This is a genomic window from Streptomyces sp. NBC_00286, assembly GCF_036173125.1.
GTDB lineage: Bacteria > Actinomycetota > Actinomycetes > Streptomycetales > Streptomycetaceae > Streptomyces.
On sequence record NZ_CP108054.1, the window covers coordinates 2,912,774 to 2,933,584 of the forward strand.

A 20,811-nucleotide genomic window follows, 5' to 3' on the forward strand; every position below is an offset into this window, starting at 1 on the left:
AAAACCCCTCGCGGGTGCGAGAGGTCTGCGCGCGGGTCGAGGACGACGGTGTCCGCCCGTACGTGGTCGTACGGGGCGGTCACTGCGGACCGGCGCGCCTGCTGCCAATAATCGTGGCGAACGAGAGCACGGGGGCAGTCTGGCACAGACCGCCCCCGTGTTCACCGGGTGTCTCAGTATGCGAACGTCACGTCACTCAGCGCAGGCGCCGGACGAAGCCGTCGGAGCTGCCGTTCGTGTCGTCCGGCACCAGCTGCGCGGAGTCGCTCCCGAGGCCGAGGAACCGGCCGCCGCCACCGAACGACGTGACGTAGACCTCGCCGTCCGTGACCGGGCCGCCCGTGACGGACTCGCTGGCGAGCCGGGACGTCCCGGTGCGCAGATCCCGTACGTACACGTTCTCCTCGCCCTGCGGCGCCACGAAGGTGTAGGCGACGTACCGGCCGTCGTCGCTGAGCTGGGACCCGAAGAGCCCCGCGCCGCCCTCGCCGTCATGGACGACACCCCGGGTCGTGTCCGTCCTCAGGTCGCGTACGTAGGCGTTCGTGTTCGCGGCGCCGCCGGCCACCAGGTCGTCACCCGTGTAGTCGAAGGAGACGGTCCGGCCGTCCGCCGAGAGTGACGGGTCGACGGCGAACCGCGCGGCCGGGGACCCGTCCGGGGTGACATTGGCCTGCTCCTCGACGCCCGTGCGGCGATCGTGCACCATCAGCAGGCCCGTTCCGCCGCGCACGTCGTTCTGTGAGTACGCCACGTACCGGCCGTCGGCGCTCATGTCGAGGTGGTACGAGCCCCGGCCCGGATGAGCGCGGTTGGTGATCCGCTCGATCGTGCCGGTGCGGCGGTCGGTGACATAGACGGCGGGATAGATGGGCTGGTCGCCGGTCTCCATCTGGCTGGGCCGGGCGTTGAAGGCCACGTGGCGTCCGTCGTCGGAGATCGCCGCGGATCCGTTCGCGTACGAGGACACGCCTTTCGGTGTCTTGCTGACCAGTTCCGTACGGCCCGTGGCGCGGTCGTGGACGTACACGTCCTGTGCCCAGTCGACCGACGGCTCGGTCCAGTCGGCGAGGTTCGTGGCCGTCGAGACGAGCACCACGTACCGGCCGTTGGCACTGATGGCCGCGGGCTTGGTCCCGCGGTCGGCCTGGGTGCCGTCCGTCGCGACGCTGACGCGTTCCAGCCGGCCCGTGCGCAGGTCGCGCACGAATGCGTCCTCGGCGTCGTTCGTGTCGCCCGGCACCAGGTTCGGCGCATCGGATCCGAACGCGGCGTAGCGGCCGTTGGCACTCAGATACGGCCCCGACGAGCTGCCCGCCCCCTGCTCGCCGGTGGCCGACACGGTGACTCGCTCGATGTCCGGACGCGGCGCGGCCGACGCCGTGGTGGCGCTTACCGCGATGGTGCTCAGTGCGATCGCCGCAACGGACACGGCACGCATGGCTCTGCTCATGAACTCCCCCGGTTTTCCCCGTTGGTCACTGTTTCCCCCGGCCCAGTGCCGGGGCCCACAGGGATACAAACGCATCAGCGGTACGGGGTCAATCAGACGGTTTGCGTACAACCTGGACGGTGTGTCAGGCGTCCGTGCGCGTCAGGTGATCGGTGTTCCGGGAGGGTGAACGGCCGGTCCCCGCCCTCCAGTTGAGGAGAGCGGGGACCAACTGGGCTTCACCGCAAAGTTCAGCCGAGGTTGTGCATCCAGCCGTGCTTGTCCTCGCTCACCCCGCGCTGGATGTCTAGCAGCGCCTCGCGCAGCTTGACGGTGACCTCGCCGGGCTGTCCGCCGCTCTGCTGCCACTCGCCCGTGTGGCACTTGACCGTGCCGACGGGGGTGATGACGGCGGCGGTGCCGCAGGCGAAGACCTCGGTGAGGCTGCCGTTCGCGGTGTCGTCGCGCCACTGGTCGATGGAGATGCGGGCCTCCTCGGACTCGAAGCCGAGGTCGGCGGCGACCGAGAGCAGCGAGTCGCGGGTGACGCCCTCCAGGATGGAGCCCGTGAGCGTCGGGGTGACGATCTTGTTCCCGTACACGAAGTACAGGTTCATGCCGCCCAGTTCCTCGACCCACTTGTGCTCGACGGCGTCGAGGTAGCAGACCTGGTCGCAGCCCTTCGCGGCGGCCTCGGCCTGTGCGAGCAGGGACGCGGCGTAGTTGCCGCCGGTCTTGGCGTCGCCCATGCCGCCGGGGACGGCGCGCACACGGTCGTCGGAGACCCAGATCGAGACGGGCTTCACGCCGCCCGGGAAGTACGCGCCGGCCGGGGAGGCGATGACCATGAACAGGTACTCGTTCGCGGGCTTCACGCCCAGACCGACCTCGGTCGCGATCATGAACGGGCGCAGATAGAGCGATTCCTCGCCGCCGTGCGCCGGCACCCATGCCTTGTCCTGCTGGACGAGCAGGTCACAGGCCTCGATGAAGGTCTCGACGGGCAGCTCCGGCATGGCGAGGCGGCGGGCGGACCGCTGGAAACGCTCGGCGTTCTTCTCGGGACGGAAGGTGGCGACCGAGCCGTCCGGCTGCCGGTAGGCCTTCAGTCCCTCGAAGATCTCCTGCGCGTAGTGCAGGACGTTGGTCGCGGGGTCGAGGGAGAGCGGCCCGTACGGCACGAGCTGCCCGTCGTGCCAGCCGCGGCCCTCGGTCCACTTGACCGTCACCATGTGGTCGGTGAAGTGGCGGCCGAACCCGGGGTTGGCGAGGATCGCCTCCCGCTCCGCGTCGGAGAGCGGGTGCGCGGAGGGCTTGAGCTCGATCGTGGGCGTCGTCATGAGTGGTTGTCCTTCACCGGTTGTCAGTACGGGCCGCGCTCACGCCCATACTGGCCGATGGCCAGTGTTAGGACGTCCGAGCTTTCCCTCAATCCGCGGCTCCGCGTTCGATTATCGCGTGAACGGAGCCGTGGAGGATATGGGTGTGAATGCGGCCCAGGGGATGATGGTGGCACCCGGCGGGGCACAGGAAAAGCCGCCGGGTGCGGAAGCGACCCGGCGGCTCGAGGAGTTCCGGCGGGTCAGCCGGATACTCGGGCGGCGAGCGCGTCGCCGATTTCGTCGGTCGTACGGGTCGTGGTGCCGCGCTCCGCGAGGTCGGCGGAGACGGCGTCCTCGATGCGGGCGGCCTCGGTCTCGTAGCCGAGGTGACGCAGCAGGAGGGCGACGGACAGGACTGTGGCGGAGGGGTCGGCCTTGCCCTGGCCTGCGATGTCGGGCGCCGAGCCGTGCACCGGCTCGAACATCGACGGGAACTCGCCGGAGGGGTTGATGTTCCCGCTCGCGGCGACGCCGATGCCGCCGGAGACGGCCGCGGCGAGGTCGGTGATGATGTCGCCGAAGAGGTTGTCGGTGACGATCACGTCGAAGCGCTCGGGCTGCGTGACGAGGTAGATCGTCGCCGCGTCCACGTGCATGTACTCGGTGGTGACCTCGGGGAACTCTTCCGCCACCTTGTTGAAGATGTTCGTCCACAGGTGACCCGCGAAGGTCAGCACGTTGTTCTTGTGGATCAGCGCGAGCTTCTTGCGCGGGCGGGCCTGCGCGCGGGCGAAGGCGTCGCGGACGACGCGCTCGACACCGAAGGCCGTGTTGACGGAGACCTCGGTGGCGACCTCGTGCGGGGTGCCCTTCCTGATGGTGCCGCCGTTGCCGGTGTACGGGCCCTCGGTACCCTCGCGAACCACGACGAAGTCGATCTCGGGCTGGCCCGCGAGCGGGGTGGCGACGCCCGGCAGCAGCTTCGACGGACGCAGGTTGACGTGGTGGTCGAAGGCGAAGCGGAGCTTCAGCAGGAAGCCGCGCTCCAGGACGCCGGACGGGACGCTCGGGTCGCCGATCGCGCCGAGCAGGATCGCGTCGTGCTTCTTGAGGGCGTCGAGGTCGGCGTCGGTGAGGGTCTCACCGGTGGCGTGGTAACGCTTGGCGCCGAAGTCGTACTCCTTGGTCTCCAGCTTCACATCCTGCGGAAGGACGGCGGAGAGCACCTTCAGCCCCTGGACCACGACCTCTTGGCCGATGCCGTCACCGGGGATCACTGCGAGATTGAGGCTGCGAGACATGTCGGCACCCTACTCCTCCATCCCACGGGATGACACGGGACGTCCGCGATACGGACACGTATGTACGACTCACGTACGGCCCATCTGGACCCGTCGGCGGCCCGTCTACGGCCCGTCTACGGCCCTTCCACGAGCCGACGGCTGACGACCCGACGGGTGACGCCGCATCGGCCCGTCAATCTCCGTTCAACCAGAAGTCAGGCCTGTGTTGGGGCTCGCTGGGCAGTTTTCCCACCATGACTGTTCCACCCGGCGGGTCACCGCCCGAGCACCCCGTCCCGAACGTCGGCATCCCCGAGCAGCTGGCCCGCCGTATGAGCATGGCCGAGCAGCACGAGTACCTGCGGGCGAGACTGTCGCGACGAGCCCTGGTGACCGCGGGCGCCTTCGCGGGCGCGGGACTCCTGTCCGGCTGTACGGGCGACGACTCGGCGAGCCCCGCGCGGACGACGTCCGCACCGGTGACGCATCCCGCCACCGGTCGCGTCCCCGGCTCCGCGGTCGCCCCCTTCGGCCGCCATCTGGCCTTCGGCGCCGACCCCAAGACGCAGATGCGGATCTCCTGGCAGGTGCCCTTCGCCGTCAAGAAGCCCTATGTACGGGTGGGTTCGAAGCCCTGGGATCTGAGCCGCAGGATCGACGCCGAGGTCCGGGACCTGCGCACCCCGTCCCTGTCGAAGAAGCTTCCCGCGGTCGAGCAGTACTACCTCCACGCCGCGCTCGACGGCCTCAAGCCCGGCACGACGTACTACTACGGCGTCGGCCACGAGGGCTTCGACCCGACGTCGGCCGAACGCCTGTCGACGATCGGCTCGTTTCGTACGGCGCCCGCGCGCCCCGAGCAGTTCGTGTTCACGGCCTTCGGCGACCAGGGCGTCAGCTACGACGCACTCGCCAGCGACCAGGTGATCCTCGGCCAGAACCCGTCCTTCCACCTCCACGCGGGCGACATCTGCTACGCGGACACGACGGGCCATGGAAAGGACTCGGACACGTACGACGCCCGGGTCTGGGACCAGTTCCTCGCGCAGACCGAGTCGGTCGCGAAGTCCGTGCCCTGGATGGTGACGACCGGCAACCACGACATGGAGGCCTGGTACTCCCCCGACGGCTACGGCGGCCAGGCGGCCCGCTGGTCACTCCCCGACAACGGCTTCGATCCGAAGAAATCGCCGGGCGTCTATTCGTTCAGGTACGGCAATGTAGGCATCGTGGCGCTGGACGCGAACGACGTCTCGTACGAGATTCCCGCCAACCTCGGCTACTCGGACGGGAAGCAGAGCGAGTGGCTGGACAAGCGGCTCGGGGAGTTGCGCAAGTCCGTTGATTTCATTGTGGTGTTCTTCCACCACTGCATGTACTCGACGGCGACGCACGCCTCGGACGGCGGTCTGCGCGACGCCTGGCTGCCGCTGTTCACCAAGCACCAGGTGGACCTGGTCATCAACGGGCACAACCACGTCTACGAACGGACCGACGCGATCAAGGACGGCAAGGTGGGCAAGCGCGTGCCCGTGGGCGCCTCGACCGATCCGACGCGCGACGGGACCGTGTACGTCACCGCGGGCGGCGCCGGCAAGAAGCTGTACGGCTTCCCTGACGGGGTGAAGGACAGCTACGAGGGCAAGGTGAACGACCGGGAGTCGGTCGACAGCTTCCACTGGACCAAGGGGAAGTCGGAGCGCCCCGAGACCGTGGAGTGGTCCCGGGTCCGATACACCGGCTTCTCGTTCCTCGCAATCGAGGCGGAGACCGGCTCGTCCGCGAAGCTCAAGGTGTCGGCGCTCGCGCAGAACGGCGGGCGCGTCGACTACTTCGAGGTGCGGCGCGGCAGTTGAGGCCCGCGCCGCACCACTTACGGGTTGCGGCTCCCGGAAGCTGAGGGCTCAGCGGCACATCGACGACTCGAGGGCTCAGTGGCCCATCGACGGCTCGATGGGTCAGTGGCCGGTCTCGCCGCCGTTGTCCCTGCGGTCGAGGGCGCGCTGGAGCGCGGCGGCGGCGTTCTTACGGTCGGACTCGCTCGTACGGGAGATGCGACGGACTCGGCGGGCGGTCGTCTCGGCCATGGGAAATCGACTCCTTATGGCGGCACGGAGTGCGGAAAGGGTTACGAGACGCCGGGTGGGCGGGCGAGCGGGCCGCAGGGGTTGCCTGCCTAGGGCTCCGGCTCGCGACCGCCATTCGCTTGATCGAGCGAGACGTTCGGCTCCTACAAAGCTAAGCGAGGACGGAGCGTCTGTCTCCACAATTATTCGGACTTCCTACTATCTGAGACAGCGGAATGGGGCACACCTCGCTGACCTGCGACGATCCCCGATCCGCTCAGAGCACGTCACCGTCACGCCAGTCGAAGACGAGTTCGTACGCGGGGTCGAGCGCACCGGCGGGGACAGGGCGGAGGAAGAGCCAGATCTCCTCGTCCGGGAGGTGCACGATTCCGTCCGGGCTGTCCGGGCTGAAGGCGTGGATCCGTCCCGGCCACTCCTGCCAGCCGCGAGCGGCATACAGGCCCTCGCCCTCGTCCGTGGCGGACAGCGCACCGAGTGCGTACGCACGGTCGATGACCCCTTCCAGGGCAGCCATCACCCGCCCGCCGAGCCCCTGCCGCCGGACGTCCGCGCGGACCGCGACGCCCTCGACGTAACCGGTGCGCAGGGAGCGGCCGTGATGCAGCACGCGGCGCTGGACGACCGCGCCGTGCGCAGCGAGACCGGTGTCGTCGTACACGAGGGCGTGGACGCCGCCGAGCGTGTGGTCCCAGTCCTCCTCGCTGAAGTCGCCCTCGAAGGCGTCGTCCAGGAGGGTGCGGACGGCGCGGAGCTCTGCGGGGGCGAGATCGGCCGTGTGAGCGGTACGCAGTCGGGTGGTCATCGCGTCACTCTGATTCCATGAAGACGATGACGGCAACCGATGTCTCCCGGAACTTCACTTCCGTACTCGACCGTGCAGAGCACGGCGAGACCATCGTGATCACGAGAGGCGGCCGCAGGCTGGCCATTCTGGCGCCCGCACCCGCACCCGCACCCGCACCCGCACCCGCACCCGTCGGCAACGGCGCAGCGCTGAGGGAGTTCCTCGCCGCGCACCGTGTGGACGACGACTACGCCGAGGATGTGCTGTCCGGGCGCGTGGGCACGACGGATGAACTGGGCACGGCGTGACCCGACTCCGCGGCCTTCGACGACTTGCCGGGAGTCCACGCGTCAACCCGTTGACGAAGCGGGTTCCCTGGTACTGAACCTCTCATCAGCAATCCGATGTCTATTGCTGTCAGACTCCTTGACACCCCTCCTGAGCCCCTTCACGCTCACAGTCATCCGATGTCTGTGACAGGAGGGGTTCCACATGGCGGTCCAAGTCCGGGCCCGCACCATCGTGTTGACGCTCTGTTCCGCACTGCTCGCCACCGCCACGGCGGCGCTGCCCGCTCGCGCCGAGGCGCCCGAAGGCTCCGCGGCCCCCGCGTCCTGGCAGGTCCGCGGCCCGCACGGCTCCCCCACGGCCGTGGTGGCTCTCGACGAAGGACGGCCGACGCTCACCGTGAGACGCGCCGGCCGTACGGTCCTCGAACCGTCCCCGCTCGGCCTCGTCACCGAACAGGCCGACTTCTCCAAGGACTTGACCTTCGCCGGCCGCAGCGACCGCACGATCAACGAGCGCTACACCATCCCAACCGGCAAGTCCCACCAGCGCGTTGCCCGGATGACCGAGTCCCGCTTCCGGTTCCGTACAGCAGACGGCGCCCGCATCGACCTGCTGACGCGGGTCGCCCGGGACGGCGTCGCCTACCGGTACGTCCTGCCGGGCGACCACGGCGACGTCGTACGCGAGGCCTCCGCCTTCACCTTCCCCGCCACCACCGAAGCCGTCATCAACCGCTACCGCGCGGACAACGAACTCCCCTTCGTCCGCTACGAGTCGGCAGCAGCCGCGCCTGAAGGCACGTATTCCATGCAGGGCCTCTTCAAGACGGACGGCGGCTACGCCCTGGTCGCCGAGTCGGACCTGACCGGCGACTACGCGGGCGCCCAGCTCAGCCACGCGGCCAACTCGCCGACGTACGGTGTGAGTCTGTGGAACAACGAGCCGGTCCAGACGGACGGCCCGCTCACCACACCCTGGCGCGCGGTCGTCACCGGCGACCTGGCGACCGTCACCGAGTCGACGTTCACGGATGACCTCGCGCCCAAGTCCCGTATCCGCGACACCTCTTGGATCAAGCCGGGCCCGGCGCTGTGGACCTGGCTCGCGGGCGGCAAGGAGGCGGGGCAGAGCCTGGAGGCTCAGAAGAAGTACGTCGACTACGCGGCCGAGCGCGGCTGGCCGTACGAGGTCGTCGACGCGGGCTGGTACTACAAGCCCGGCGAGTGGGACGTCATCGACCCCGACTGGCAGACGAACAACTGGATGCCCGAGCTCGTGCGCTACGGCAAGGAACGCGGCGTCGAGATCCAGGTCTGGCTGCACTACACCCTGCTCACCGACCCCGCCGAACGCGAGAAGTGGCTCTCCACACTGGAGAAGTGGGGCGTCAAGGGCGTGAAGATCGACTTCATGGACTCGGAGTCGCAGGAGCGGATGCGCTGGTACGACGAGGCGCTGGAGGACACCGCCAAGCACCACCTCATGGTCAACTTCCATGGCTCCACGATCCCCAAGGGCATGCAGCGCACCTGGCCGCACGTCATGACACTGGAGGGCGTGGGCGGCGAGGAGAAGCGCAACAACACGGCGGCGCAGCTGGCCGCGCTCCCCTTCACCCGCAACGTCATCGGCTCCATGGACTTCACCCCGGGCGCCTTCCACCGCCCGTACCGCCCCAACGTGAACTCGGACGCGGGTGAGCTGGGCCTGAGCGTCCTCTACGAGTCCGGCATCCAGAACCTCGCGGGCACCCCGGAGTCGTACGAGGCCCGCCCCGAGGCCCGCCGCTACCTGGAGCAGCTTCCCACCGGCTGGGAGGGCACCCGCCTGCTCACCGGCGATCCGGCCCGGTCCGCGGTGCTCGCGCGGAAAGCGCCGGACGGCCGCTGGTTCATCGGCGGTACGTTCGCGGGCGCGGCCCAGGACGTGGACGTACCGATGCGTCTCGGCGCGGGCAAGTGGCTCGTGGAGACCGTGACCGACGGCCCGTCGGGCCTGGTCCGGGAGCCGCGCGTCGTCCGCGGTGGCGACACGATCACCGTCCCGGTCGTGGCGGACGGCGGCTTCGCGGCCCTCGCCTGCCGCTGGTCACCGGGCCGCACGACCTGCGACCGCTGACCGGGCCGATCGACACGACCGATAGACCGATACGACACCGCCCCCGCTCCGAAGTACCGGAGCGGGGGCGGTTGTTGGGCCGGCGAGGGATCAGCCCATGTGCGGGTACGTGTAGTCCGTCGGCGGGACCAGGGTCTCCTTGACGGCCCTGGTGAGGGTCCAGCGCTGGAGGTTCTGGGGGGCGCCGGCCTTGTCGCAGGTGCCGGAGTTGCGGCCGCCGCCGAAGGGCTGCTGGCCGACGACGGCGCCGGTGGACTTGTCGTTGATGTAGAAGTTGCCGGCGGCGTAGCGGAGTTTCTCCGCCGTGTACGCCGCCGCCGCGCGGTCGTTCGCGATGACGGCGCCCGTGAGCGCGTAGTCGGACACCGACTCCATCTGGGTCAGCATCTCCTCGTACTTCTCGTCGGCGTAGACGTGCACCGCGAGGAACGGACCGAAGTACTCCGTCGTGAAGACCTCGTTGGCCGCATCGGAGCACTCGACGACGGTCGGGCGGACGAAGTAGCCCACCGAGTCGTCGTACGAACCGCCCGCGACGATCGTGCACTTCGGGTCCTCGGCGGCCCGGTCGATGGCCGCCTTGTTCTTCGCGAAGGCGCGCTCGTCGATGACGGCGCCGATGAAGTTCGAGAGGTCGGTGACGTCACCCATCTTGATGCCGTCGACCTCGGCCGCGAACTCCTCCTTGAAACCGGAGTTCCAGATGGAGGCCGGAATGTACGCGCGGGAGGTCGCCGAGCACTTCTGGCCCTGGTACTCGAAGGCGCCCCGGGTCAGCGCGGTCTTCAGCACGGCGCGGTCTGCGGAGGGGTGTGCGACGAGGAAGTCCTTGCCGCCCGTCTCGCCGACCAGACGCGGGTACGTGCGGTACTTGTCGATGTTCGCGCCGACCGTCTTCCACAGGTGACGGAACGTCTTCGTCGAGCCCGTGAAGTGGATGCCCGCGAGGTCACGGTGGTTCAGGGCGACCTCCGAGACCGCCAGACCATCGCCCGTCACCAGGTTGATGACGCCCTTGGGCAGGCCCGCCTCCTCCAGCAGCTGCATGAGGAGAACGGCCGCGTGGGTCTGCGTCGGGGACGGCTTCCACACGACGACGTTGCCCATGAGAGCGGGCGCGGTCGGCAGGTTGCCCGCGATCGCCGTGAAGTTGAACGGCGTGATCGCGTAGACGAAGCCCTCCAGCGGGCGGTGGTCGAGACGGTTCCAGACGCCCGTCGAGTTGGCCACGGGCTGCTCGGCGAGCAGGTCACGGGCGTACTTGACGTTGAAGCGCCAGAAGTCGATCAGCTCGCAGGGGGTGTCGATCTCGGCCTGCTGCGCGGTCTTCGACTGGCCGAGCATCGTGGAGGCGGCCAGCGTCTCGCGCCACGTCGTGGACAGCAGCTCGGCGGCGCGCAGGATGATCGCGGCGCGGTCGTCGAAGGACATGGCGCGCCAGGCGGGCGCGGCGGCCAGGGCCGCGTCGATCGCGTCCTGCGCGTCCTGCTGCGTGGCGTTGCGGAAGGTGCCGAGCACGGCCTTGCGGTTGTGCGGCTGCACGACCTGGAACGGCTCGCCGCCGCCCATCCGCTTCTCGCCGCCGATGGTGCAGGGCAGGTCGATGGGGTTCTCGGCCAGCTCCTTGAGCTTGGCCTCGAGGCGAGTGCGCTCGGGAGAGCCGGGGGCGTAGCCGTGCACCGGCTCGTTGACGGGGGTGGGGACCTGGGTCACAGCGTCCATGAGCTACCTCTTCCGAGTGAATGCCGGCCTTCGGCCCACGAGAGCCGAAGTTGTGTACGTATGTTGGGCGGCGGTCAGGGCTTGACCGTCATGAGCTCGCTGCGGCGTGCGAGTGAGAAGCCCCCACGGGGGCGGAGTCACGTTTTCCGTAACTCCTTTCCGGAAAACCGGGTCGACACAGTCGACCGTCGGGCGGTAGCTGCCGTCACCCGGGATGCACCCGGATGTCGACAGCTGCCGCCCACCCACAGCGTCATCCCTTGGTGAGGATCGAGCGGGCGAAGAAGCGCAGGTTGGCCGGCTTCTCCGCCAACCGGCGCATGAAGTAGCCGTACCAGTCGGTGCCGTAAGCCGTGTAGACGCGTACGCGGTGCCCTTCGGCGGCGAGCCGGGTCTGCTCCTCGCCGCGGATGCCGTAGAGCATCTGGAACTCGTAGTCGTCCAGTTTGCGTCCCACGCGCCGGGCCAGTTCCTGGGTGATGGCGATCAGGCGTGGGTCGTGGGACCCGATCATCGGGTAGCCCTCGCCCTCCATCAGGATCTTCAGGATGCGGACGTACGCCTTGTCGATCTCGGCCTTCTTCTGGAACGAGACCGACGCGGGCTCCTTGTACGCCCCTTTCACGATACGTACGCGGCTGCCGTTCGCGGCGAGACGGCGGGCGTCGGCCTCGGTGCGGTACAGGTAGGCCTGGATCACGCAGCCGGTCTGCGGGAAGTCCTTCCGCAGCTCCTCGTGGATGGCGAACATCGAGTCGAGGGTGGTGTGGTCCTCCGCGTCCAGCGTGACGGTGGTACCGATGCGCGCGGCGGCCTCGACGACGGGGCGGATGTTGGCGAGCGCCAGCTCATGGCCACCAGGGAGCGCCTGCCCGAACAGGGTCAGCTTGACCGACATCTCGGCCCGCTCGCCCAGGCCGAGGCCTTCGAGGTGGTCGATCAGCTTCAGGTACGCGTCGCGCGCCGCAGTGGACTGTTCGGGTGTGGTGATGTCCTCGCCGACCACGTCCAGGCTGACCTCGAGGCCACGGTCGGTGAGGTGCTTGACGACCGGTACGACGTCGTCGACCGCCTCACCGGCGATGAACCGCTGGACGACCGGCTTCGTCACCGGGGCCGCCGACACCAGCCGGCGCATCTTGTCGCTGCGCGAGGCGGCGAGAATCACGGGTCCCAACACGGGGCAACCTCCACAACAGCGACCAGCAGGGGGCCGTAGCCGAACGTTCGCGGGTGAACGGAGCGGCGACGGCGCGGAGAACCACCGTGAAACTTAAGGATCCCTCCGATCGTGGGCCATCGACAGACGTCACGCATCCGTGCCCTGGATCTCAGACATCTGTATGAAGAGCGCGGGAAATGCGGGAGAATGCCCGAGTGAACGAGGCGAAAGGCGAGTACCAGGAACTGGTCGACGAGATCTCGGAGCTCCTCGGCGCCCCCGCGACGCTGGAGAACCGGGACTTCGAGCTGATCGCCTTCGGCGCGTACGACAGTGACGTCGAGATCGACGAGTCCGCCCTCGATCCCGTGCGGACCCGCTCGATCCTCACCCGCCGCTCCACCACGGCGGTCCGCACCTGGTTCGAGAGCTTCGGCATCGCCCATGCCACAGGACCGGTCCGTATCCCGCCGACGCCGGAGGCCGGGGTGTATCGGGGTCGGGTGTGCCTTCCGGTACGTCATCGGGGGCTCGTCCTCGGTTACGTATGGCTGCTCGCCGACGAACCGGGCCCCAGCGAGGAGCAGCTCGACGCGGCCATGGAGGTGACGGCCCGGATCGGCGACCTCCTCGCCGACGAGGCCCAGGCGGGCGCAGACCTGACCCGTGAGCTGCGCGCCGTCCTGACCGCCGAACGCGGCTGGCCACGGGACATGGCGGTGGCGGAACTCCGCACGGCTCTGGGCATTCGAGGCGAGGGCCTGCACACGGTGGTCTGCGTGACCCCTTGGCCGTCCGCCGACCCGGACGACGCCCCTTCGGTCCGTACGATCCCGGGGGCGACGGCCCTGTGCACGGTCCCGTGGGGCACCACCGGCCAGAGCCTGGCCCTGCTGGTGCGCCTGCGCTCGTCGACGGTGCTGACTCCGGCGACTTCGGCGGCTGCGCGGCTGTTGAGGGAGGCGGAGGGGATGCGGGGGGCCTCCGGCCGGGGAGCACAGGGTGCCTCCGGAGAGGTGGCCGGAACGACGGGGGCCTACGGCCAGGTGGCAGGACCGCGAGGTGCCAACGCCGACTCGGCGGCGGGAACGCGAGGAACCTCCGGTCCGGTGGAGGGAACGCGAGGAACCTCCGGTCCGGTGGAGGGAACCCGCAGGGCGGCCGCAGGCGGCCCGACGGACGGGGCGCGGGAGGCCTCAGGCGGCCCGGCGGCGGGAGCACGAGGGACCTCTGGCCCGGCGGAGGGAACCCGCAGGGCCCCGGGTGGCCGGGCGGACGGGACGCGGGAGGCCTCGGGCGGCCCGGCGGCGGGAACGCGAGGAACCTCCGGTCCGGCGGAGGGAACCCGCAGGGCGGCCGCAGGCGGCCCGACGGACGGGGCGCGGGAGGCCTCAGGCGGCCCGGCGGCGGGAGCACGAGGGACCTCTGGCCCGGCGGAGGGAACCCGCAGGGCCCCGGGTGGCCGGGCGGACGGGACGCGGGAGGCCTCGGGCGGCCCGGCGGCGGGAGCACGAGGAACCTCCGGTCCGGCGGAGGGAACCCGCAGGGCCTCAGGAGGCCGGGCGGACGCGGCGCGGGACGTCTCAGGCGGCCCTGCAGCGGGTACGCGGGAGGCCTCCAGCGGCCCGGCGGCCGGAATCGCGGCGCCCCGCAGTGGCCTCGCCGAGCTGGGCGTCGCCTGGCAGGAGGCCTCGGCCGCCGCCGGTGCGGCGCTGGCCGAACCGGGGCTCGGCCCGATCGCCGAGTGGGCCTCCATCGGGCCGTACCGCCTGCTGACGGCGCTGCCCGCGGAGGCGGCCCACGACCCCGTCGTACGCCCCCTGCTGGACCCGGCGCACCGTGAACTGGCCCGCACCGCCGAGGCGTTCCTCGACTGCGCGGGGCAGGCGGGCCGTACGGCGGCCCACCTGGGCATCCACCGCCAGACCCTCTACTACCGGCTCTCGCGCGTCGAACAGCTCACCGGTCTGGACCTGGACGACGGCGAAGACCGCCTTCTGCTGCACATGACGCTGAAGGCGCACCGCCTCTGATTCCGCCTCTGATCTTTACTGGTCGACACCGGTTCGACGCGATGGTTCGGCGGTGGCGGCGAGCAGGGCGGCGTCGTCGTCGACCCTGTCGGGGGTGTTCAGCAGCTCCAGGGCCCGTTCGGTGATCTGCTGGGGGTCGGTTCGGGCGGCGGCGGGCAACGCGCCGCAGGTCTGGCGCAGGGCCGCCAAGCCGTCGTCCAGGGACAGTGCCCGGTTCTCCACCAGGCCGTCGGTGTACAGCAGCAGGCTGGTGCCGGGCGGGAACGCCACCTCGCGGTGGACCGGGGTGCTGCCCAGTCCCAGCGGCAGCGCCGGGGGCAGCTCCAGGTAGGCGGTGTCGGCGGCCACCAGCAGGGGCGGCGGGTGCCCGCTCGCGGCGTAACGCAGACGGTGACGGTGGGGGTCGTAGACCGCGTACAGGCAGGTGGCGAAGCGGTCGGTTTCGAGCGACTGCAGGTAGGCGTCCAGCCTGGTCAGCACCTGGGCCGGGCCGGCGCCCTCCATCGCGAGGCTGTGCAGGGCGGAGCGGAGTTGGCCCATCACGGTGGCGGCTTCCACGTCGTGGCCCATGACGTCGCCGATGGCCAGCCCCACGGCGCCGTCGGGCAGGGCGAGCACGTCGTACCAGTCGCCGCCGACCTCGGCGCCGCGGTTGCTGGCCCGGTACTGGGTGGCCAGGCGCACCCCGGGCACCCGGGGCAGGCGGTAGGGCAGCAGGGCGCCCTGCAGGGTCAGGGCGAGGCGGCGCTCGTTGTGGTACCGAGTGGCGTTGTCGTAGGCCAGGGCCAGGCGGCTGGCGAGGTTCTCCAGATACTTGTGCTCGACCGCTGAGTACGCGCCGGTGTGCCGGACCAGTACCAGGGCCCCCAGCGGCTGGTCGTGGGCGTGCAGCGGCAGGGCCAGCACGGCGGCGGGCGCCGGGGGCGGGCCGGCCGGGGCGGGGGCGGTGCCGTTGATCGCATGGGTGGCGGCGGTGGCCAGGTCCTCGTGGGCAAGAAGGGATGCGCCTGCCATGTGTGCCGGGGGCGACTGCGCCGGGTCGGGTGCCGTGGCGGTGAGGTGGATGCTGATCTGGTCGGCGAAGTCGGGCAGCAGGATCTGGCCGGCGGTCCGCAGTATCTGGTCCGGGTCGAGGGTGTCGGCCAGCCGCAGGCCGGCGTCGGCCAGGGAGGCCAGCATGGCGAGTTGGTTGCGCGTCTCGGTCAGGGCCTGTTCGCGCAGCCGGGACAGTTCCAGCCCGGTGCGGACGCGCGCCAGGAGCTGGCGTGCGGAGAAGGGTTTGGCCAGGTAGTCGTCGGCGCCGGCGTGCCGGCCCTGCACGGATTCCTCCTCGCCTGCGCGGGCGGTGAGCAGGACGATGGGCAGGCGGGCGGTGCGCGGGTCGGCGCGCAGCGCCCGGACCAGCTCGAAGCCGTCCATGCGGGGCATCATCACGTCGCTGAGCACCAGTTCCACCGGCTGCGCAAGGGCCACCTCCACGGCGGCCAGACCGTCGGCGGCGAGCAGCACGTCGTAGTCGGGCTGCAGGAGCTGGGTGAGGTAGGCGCGCATGTCGGCGTTGTCGTCGACGACCAGCAGGCGGGCCCGGTGGGGGCGGTCGGTTTCGTACGGGCCGGGGGCGTCGGGGGCATCGTGGGTCGCGAGGGCCTGCGGGGTGCGTGCCGCGGAGGTGCCCGCGGCGGGGACAGAGGTGACCGCGGCGGGAGCAGACGTGCCCGCGGCGGGGACAGAGGTGCCCGCGGCGGGAGCAGACGTGCCCGCGGCGGGAGCAGACGTGCCCGCGGCGGGGACGGGCGTGGCCGCCAGCCAGCCCAGCGCCTCGTCCACAAATGCCGCGGCGCGGCCGGTCCGGCCGCCTCCGCCTTCCCTGGGGGCTTCCCCGGGGGATCCGGCGCCGGCCGCGGGCGGGGCCGGGCGCGGCCGGTGGGCGGCGGCGAAGGGGAGGTCCACGGTGACGGTGGTGCCCTGGCCGGGTCGGCTGTCCACGCCGACGGTGCCGCCGTGCGCCTCCACCAGGTCCTTCACCAGCACCAGGCCGAGGCCGCTGCCCTCGTGGGAGCGGGAGCGGGCGCCGCGGACCCGGTGGAAGCGCTCGAACAGGCGCGGCAGCTCGTCCGCGGGGATGCCGGTGCCGGTGTCGGTCACGGTCAGCCGCGCCCGGTCACCGGCTGCGACCAACTCCACTCGGGCGCCCCCGGTGAAGGTGAACTTCAGGGCGTTGCTGAGCAGGTTGAGGATGATCTTCTCCCACATCTCCCGGTCCAGGGGCACCGGCTTGGGCAGCGGCGGGCAGTCCACCTCCAGCGTCAGCCCGGCCGCCTCGAAGGCGGAGCGGAACACCCCGGCCAGATCGGCCGTGGCACCGGCGAGGTCGACCGGTTCGAGGGCCGGGCGCGTCTGCCCGGCCTCGGCCCTGGCGACGTCCAGGAGGGTGTTGACCTGCTTCAGCAGGCGCAGGGCGCCGCGCTCGGCCAGCTCCAACTGCTCGCGCCGCTCGGGCCGGTCCTCGTCGGCCAGGGCCTGCTGGAGCGGGCCCAGGAGCAGGGTGAGCGGGGTGCGGAACTCGTGGCTGACGTTGGCGAAGAAGGTCGTCTTGGCCCGGTCCAGCTCGGCCAGCGCCTCCGCCCGCCGACGCTGCTCTTCGTGCGCGAGCGCGGCCGACTCATGCGCTAGGCCGGCCGACAGCGCCCCGGCCACGGCGGAGGCGAGCACTTCCAGGAAGTCGTGGTAGGTCCCGGCCGGTGGGAAGCAAGGGTTGAGGCCCACCACCAGGACCCCCTCCACCTGGCCCGCGCCGTGCAGCGGCAGGGCCAGCGCCTCCTTGACCGGGATCCAGGTGGCCGCGGCGTGCTGCCCGGCCGTGCTGCCGCCGGTGAACGCGGCGGCCGGCAGCGTGGCCGGGGCGCCGTCGTCGACCACCTGCGCCAGCCGGGCCGCCACCTCCGACCCATCGGCCGCACTCGGCGAGCCGGTCTCGGGCGCCGACGGGAGCCCGGCGGAGGCCGTCGGCCGCCGCATCCCCGGCTCGGAGGCCAGGTACAGGCCCAGAAACGGGATCTCCTCGGGGTAGGAGCCCGCCACCTCGGCGACCACGCGGGCGACCTCCCCCGGGGTGGGCAGCCCGGCCGTGCGCGTGCCGGTCTCGCTCAGCAGGCGCAGCCTGCGCTCGCCCAGTACCCGGCCGGTGGTCTCGGTGAGGATCTGCAGCACGCCGCCGGCGGTGCCGTCGTCCAGCAGCACGGGCTGGAAGGCGGAGTCGAAGTAGCACTGCTCCAGAAAGCCGTGGCGCTCCATGATGAGCAGCTCATTCGGGACCAGCAGGGGCTTGCGGGTGCCGGTCACATGGTGGAAGTGGGAGCTCACGGGGTGGGCCCAGACCTCGGGGAACACTTCCTTGTAGGGCCTGCCGAGCGCCCAGGGGTGTTTGGCGCCGACAATGGGTGTGGAGCCCTGGTTGTACAGCGTGGCGAATTCGGCCCCCCAGTACAGAGCCATCGCATGCTCAGAGGTGAGCATGAGGCGCAGGGTGTCCACCAGGGGCCCCGGCCAGGAGACGGTGGGCCCGAGCGGCGTCGCCGCCCAGTCGATCCCTGCCAGAAGCTCGCCGAACGCGCCGCCCTCGGCGAACACCCGGGCCGCCGCGGTGCGCGGGTCATCGGGCCAGGTCATCGAGACATCTTCCTCCTGGCGCCTACGTGATCTGCCCGCGCCCCCAAGACTGCGGAAGACGGCCACTCGCTGCGGACCCCTCGGGCAGACCGGACGCCGGACCCGACGGTGCTGACTGCACTTCTGCCCGAATTGCAAGGTAAGAACAATTAAGAGCAGATTTATCCAGCAGTGTACGCCTGCAGCCGCACGGCGACGGCGACGGCAACGGCAACGGCAACGGCAACGGCAACGGCAACGGCAACGGCAACGGCAACGGCAACGGCAACGATCATCGACTCGCAGCCCCGTGCGCGTACGAAGTCGCGGATCCTGCAAATGGCCTGCGACGACTCAGGCCAGAGACTCGAAGTAGGCCTTCTGGGAGGGGTAGTAGTCGTCGAAGTCCGGGCGGGGCCCCTCCGTGCGGGCGGCGGTGAGCATGTCCAGGTAGTACTCCCAGCCGGGGCCGGTCGAGCCGAGGTCGTCCGTGGAGGCGAGGTGGTGGATCAGGCGCAGTTCGGTGGTGCCGTCGGTCTCGGCCAGGAGCAGTTCCAGGGACCAGACGCCGGCCTCGTCCTCGGTGGTGACGGCGAGCCGGTGCGGCGGTTCGCAGGCCTCGATGCGCATCGGCATCCAGGGTGCCGAGTCCTCGAAGGCCATCTGCGCCTCGATGGTGCGACCCGGCCCCGCCGCGCCGCGCCACGGCCCGAACCAGCGGGCCGTGCGCTCCGGCTCGGTGACGCTCGCCCACACGCCGGCGACGGGGGCGCGGTAGGTGCGGGTGAGGATCAGGTCGTATCCCGTGGGCGTGGGTACGAGCCGCCCGGTGGGTTCAGGGGTCATGTCAGTCATGCCGTGTCCTCCCTGGAGTGGTGCGCGGTGTCGGCGGGCGCCGCCCGGCCGCGGTCCCGGCGCGTGCGGTGCACTTCGGTGTCTAGGGCCGCGAGGCGCGTGGCCCAGTCCGGGCGCCGGTCGTCGAACTGGCCGAGCCACGCGGCCAGTTGGCCCAGCCGGGAGCGGACGAGCGAGTAACGCCGGTGCCGTCCGACCTGCTCGTCCCGCACCAGACCGCTCTCCCGCAGCACCCGCAGATGACGGCTCACCGCGGGCCGGCTGATGCTGAACCGCGCGGCGATCTCGCCGGCCGTCAGCGGGGTGTGGCGCAGCATGACCAGGATCTCCCGGCGCACCGGATCGGCGACGGCTACGGCCACCTCGGTCAGTTCGTCCACACCCAGAAGCGTAACCGCTGGGTTACGCGTTGGCCAGAGACCGGCCGTTGACGCAGAGGCCAATCAGAGATCAGCCACAGTTCAGCCCACCGAAGGTTGAATTTCGGACGGGATTACTGAAAACGATTGTCATCATGCTACGGTCATGCATACGTCTCCTGACCACCCCTTTTGACCACCCCTTTACCGGAGGGTCCCGTGCGTCTGCCCGCCCGCCTTCTCCCCGTCTCCGCGGTCGCCGCCGCCTCCGCCCTGCTCACCGGCTGCTTCTCGGGAGCGGCTTCGGACAGCTCCGCCGAGGGCGGCGAGAAGCGGGTACGCGTCGCGCACATGCTGCCGCCGCGCTCCGGGCTCTCGCCGCTGTCCGACGACGCGTTCAAGCTGTCCCGCTGGTCGACCGCCGAGACGCTCATCAAGCTCGACGTGGAAGGTGACGCCGAACCCGCGCTCGCCACCAAGTGGCAGCAGAACGGCAAGACCTGGACCTTCGAGATACGTGACGGCGTGACCTTCCACGACGGTACGAAGCTCACCGCAGAGGCCGTCGTACGGTCGCTCACCGAGGCCGCCGGCGCCTCCCCCAAGCCCCGCATCCTCGACGGTGTGGACCTGACCGTGAAGGCCCAGGGCGAATCGGTCGCCGTCACCACCGCCACCGAGGACCCACTCGTCCCGCAGCGGCTGAGCTCGCCGCAGCTGTCGATCCTGTCGGCGAAGGCGTACAAGGGGAAGACGGTCAACCCCCTCGGCGCGGGCACCGGCCCCTTCGAGCTGAAGAAGGTGAACGGCACCTCCTCCGCGACCCTCGACCGCTATGACGACTACTGGGGCGGCAAGGCCAAGTCCCCCGGAATCGACGTGAAGTTCGTGCCGGACGGCACCGCCCGCGCCGCCGCCCTGCGCAGCGGAGAGGCCGACGTCGTCGAGGCGGTACCGGTCTCGCAGGCCTCTCTGCTCGAAGAGGACCAGATCACCGAGGTGCCGATGCCGCGCACCAACACCCTGTACCTGAACACCTCCGAAGGTCCTTTCAAGGACGCCGCGTTGAGGGCCGCCGCCCGCGAGGCCATCGACGCCGAGTCGATCGTCAAGGGTGTGTACGAGGACCGCGCCGACGTCGCGAAGGGCCTGCTCGGGCCCGCTCTGCCGTGGGCCGCCGACCTGCGTACGCCGGTCAAGCGCGCCAAGGCCGGTGACCCGGCCGGGAAGACCATCACCATCGGTACGTTCACCGACCGCGCCGAGCTCCCCGAGGTGGCCCAGACACTGCAACAGCAGCTGCAGAAGGCCGGGTTCGAGGTGAAGCTGGACGTGCGCGAGTACGCGAACATCGAATCCGACGCGCTGGCGGGCAAGTTCGACGCCTTCATCCTGTCCCGGGCGACCGTGCTCGACTCCGGCGACCCGGCCGCGTACCTGTACAGCGACTTCGGCTCCAAGGGCTCCTTCAACATCTCCCAGCTGTCGGACAAGACGGTCGACGCGGCCCTGGACAAGGCCTCCGGGATGAAGTCCGGTGACGCACGCAGGAAGGCCGTCATCGAGGCGGAGGCCGCGGTGCTCGCCACCGACGGCGCCATCCCGATGCTGCACGAGCGGGTCATCCAGGGTGACGCGGCGGGCGTCGTGGACGTCGCGCACGACCCGCGTGAGCGTGAGCTGATCACGAAGGACACCTACGTCAAGTGACG

14 protein-coding genes and 2 pseudogenes are annotated in these 20,811 nt (G+C 70.5%); 6 read left to right on the forward strand and 10 right to left on the reverse strand.

The window, feature by feature from the left end:
* Window positions 1–196: 196 nt before the first annotated feature.
* From OHT21_RS13045 to OHT21_RS13055, 3 genes are all read right to left on the reverse strand, one after another.
* The gene (locus tag OHT21_RS13045) at window positions 197–1,453 is read right to left on the reverse strand and encodes a TolB family protein (protein WP_328768429.1); all 1,257 of its coding nucleotides are present in this window, start codon (window positions 1,451–1,453) and stop codon (window positions 197–199) included.
* 230 nt (window positions 1,454–1,683) lie between these two features.
* On the reverse strand, window positions 1,684–2,772 hold the full coding sequence (locus OHT21_RS13050; protein ID WP_328768431.1) for a branched-chain amino acid aminotransferase: 1,089 nt from the start codon (window positions 2,770–2,772) through the stop codon (window positions 1,684–1,686).
* Between the two features lie 242 nt (window positions 2,773–3,014).
* Window positions 3,015–4,055, reverse strand: coding sequence for a 3-isopropylmalate dehydrogenase (locus OHT21_RS13055; protein WP_328768432.1), 1,041 nt, complete (start codon window positions 4,053–4,055; stop codon window positions 3,015–3,017).
* Window positions 4,056–4,291: 236 nt separating this feature from the next.
* Here OHT21_RS13055 and OHT21_RS13060 point away from each other — a divergent pair, with 236 nt between their 5' ends.
* Window positions 4,292–5,893: a purple acid phosphatase family protein gene (locus tag OHT21_RS13060; protein ID WP_328768433.1), complete on the forward strand. Its 1,602-nt coding sequence runs from the start codon at window positions 4,292–4,294 to the stop codon at window positions 5,891–5,893.
* 102 nt (window positions 5,894–5,995) lie between these two features.
* On the opposite strand, the gene OHT21_RS13065 is transcribed toward OHT21_RS13060, so the two are convergent.
* A complete protein-coding gene (locus OHT21_RS13065) occupies window positions 5,996–6,124 on the reverse strand; it encodes a hypothetical protein (RefSeq protein ID WP_328768434.1) in 129 nt (42 codons plus the stop codon).
* Window positions 6,125–6,380: 256 nt separating this feature from the next.
* Window positions 6,381–6,929, reverse strand: a complete 549-nt coding sequence (locus OHT21_RS13070) for a GNAT family N-acetyltransferase (RefSeq protein ID WP_328768435.1) — start codon at window positions 6,927–6,929, stop codon at window positions 6,381–6,383.
* Window positions 6,930–6,946: 17 nt separating this feature from the next.
* On the opposite strand from OHT21_RS13070, the gene OHT21_RS13075 reads away from it, so the two are divergent.
* Together OHT21_RS13075 and OHT21_RS13080 are read left to right on the forward strand one after the other, a co-directional pair.
* A complete protein-coding gene (locus OHT21_RS13075) occupies window positions 6,947–7,219 on the forward strand; it encodes a type II toxin-antitoxin system Phd/YefM family antitoxin (protein ID WP_328768436.1) in 273 nt (90 codons plus the stop codon).
* A gap of 184 nt (window positions 7,220–7,403) precedes the next feature.
* A complete protein-coding gene (locus OHT21_RS13080) occupies window positions 7,404–9,320 on the forward strand; it encodes a glycoside hydrolase family 97 catalytic domain-containing protein (protein ID WP_328768437.1) in 1,917 nt (638 codons plus the stop codon).
* A gap of 90 nt (window positions 9,321–9,410) precedes the next feature.
* On the opposite strand, the gene pruA is transcribed toward OHT21_RS13080, so the two are convergent.
* Both pruA and OHT21_RS13090 read right to left on the reverse strand, forming a co-directional pair.
* Complete coding sequence (gene pruA, locus OHT21_RS13085) at window positions 9,411–11,042, reverse strand: L-glutamate gamma-semialdehyde dehydrogenase (RefSeq protein ID WP_328768438.1); 1,632 nt, start codon at window positions 11,040–11,042, stop codon at window positions 9,411–9,413.
* 253 nt (window positions 11,043–11,295) lie between these two features.
* Window positions 11,296–12,222 carry a proline dehydrogenase family protein gene (locus tag OHT21_RS13090; RefSeq protein ID WP_328768439.1) on the reverse strand — a complete coding sequence of 309 codons (927 nt, stop codon included), beginning with the start codon at window positions 12,220–12,222 and terminating at the stop codon, window positions 11,296–11,298.
* 179 nt (window positions 12,223–12,401) lie between these two features.
* Between OHT21_RS13090 and OHT21_RS13095 the strand changes: the two are divergent.
* Window positions 12,402–13,238: pseudogene (locus tag OHT21_RS13095) on the forward strand (PucR family transcriptional regulator); the annotation flags it as partial.
* A 555-nt stretch (window positions 13,239–13,793) separates the two neighbouring features.
* Window positions 13,794–14,237: pseudogene (locus OHT21_RS13100) on the forward strand (PucR family transcriptional regulator); the annotation flags it as partial.
* 15 nt (window positions 14,238–14,252) lie between these two features.
* Here OHT21_RS13100 and OHT21_RS13105 read toward each other — a convergent pair.
* The 3 genes from OHT21_RS13105 to OHT21_RS13115 all read right to left on the reverse strand — a co-directional run bounded on the left by OHT21_RS13105 (window position 14,253) and on the right by OHT21_RS13115 (window position 19,120).
* A complete protein-coding gene (locus OHT21_RS13105; protein WP_328768440.1) occupies window positions 14,253–17,906 on the reverse strand; it encodes a SpoIIE family protein phosphatase in 3,654 nt (1,217 codons plus the stop codon).
* 333 nt (window positions 17,907–18,239) lie between these two features.
* Complete coding sequence (locus OHT21_RS13110) at window positions 18,240–18,740, reverse strand: SRPBCC family protein (RefSeq protein WP_443050357.1); 501 nt, start codon at window positions 18,738–18,740, stop codon at window positions 18,240–18,242.
* The gene (locus tag OHT21_RS13115; RefSeq protein ID WP_328768441.1) at window positions 18,737–19,120 is read right to left on the reverse strand and encodes a metalloregulator ArsR/SmtB family transcription factor; all 384 of its coding nucleotides are present in this window, start codon (window positions 19,118–19,120) and stop codon (window positions 18,737–18,739) included. The genes OHT21_RS13110 and OHT21_RS13115 overlap by 4 nt, the downstream gene beginning before the upstream one ends.
* Window positions 19,121–19,318: 198 nt before the next feature.
* On the opposite strand from OHT21_RS13115, the gene OHT21_RS13120 reads away from it, so the two are divergent.
* Window positions 19,319–20,809 (forward strand): ABC transporter substrate-binding protein, encoded by a 1,491-nt coding sequence (locus tag OHT21_RS13120; RefSeq protein WP_328768442.1) that lies wholly within the window; start codon window positions 19,319–19,321, stop codon window positions 20,807–20,809.
* Window positions 20,810–20,811: the final 2 nt, after the last annotated feature.

Bases quoted from the DNA above. Each gene is read 5' to 3' on its own strand.
- OHT21_RS13055 (WP_328768432.1), bottom strand. From the start codon at position 4,055: ATGTCTCGCAGCCTCAATCTCGCAGTGATCCCCGGTGACGGCATCGGC.
- OHT21_RS13075 (WP_328768436.1), top strand. From the start codon at position 6,947: ATGAAGACGATGACGGCAACCGATGTCTCCCGGAACTTCACTTCCGTA.
- pruA (WP_328768438.1), bottom strand. From the start codon at position 11,042: ATGGACGCTGTGACCCAGGTCCCCACCCCCGTCAACGAGCCGGTGCAC.
- OHT21_RS13050 (WP_328768431.1), bottom strand. From the start codon at position 2,772: ATGACGACGCCCACGATCGAGCTCAAGCCCTCCGCGCACCCGCTCTCC.
- OHT21_RS13045 (WP_328768429.1), bottom strand. From the start codon at position 1,453: ATGAGCAGAGCCATGCGTGCCGTGTCCGTTGCGGCGATCGCACTGAGC.
- OHT21_RS13105 (WP_328768440.1), bottom strand. From the start codon at position 17,906: ATGACCTGGCCCGATGACCCGCGCACCGCGGCGGCCCGGGTGTTCGCC.
- OHT21_RS13070 (WP_328768435.1), bottom strand. From the start codon at position 6,929: ATGACCACCCGACTGCGTACCGCTCACACGGCCGATCTCGCCCCCGCA.
- OHT21_RS13110 (WP_443050357.1), bottom strand. From the start codon at position 18,740: ATGACTGACATGACCCCTGAACCCACCGGGCGGCTCGTACCCACGCCC.
- OHT21_RS13065 (WP_328768434.1), bottom strand. From the start codon at position 6,124: ATGGCCGAGACGACCGCCCGCCGAGTCCGTCGCATCTCCCGTACGAGC.
- OHT21_RS13080 (WP_328768437.1), top strand. From the start codon at position 7,404: ATGGCGGTCCAAGTCCGGGCCCGCACCATCGTGTTGACGCTCTGTTCC.
- OHT21_RS13060 (WP_328768433.1), top strand. From the start codon at position 4,292: ATGACTGTTCCACCCGGCGGGTCACCGCCCGAGCACCCCGTCCCGAAC.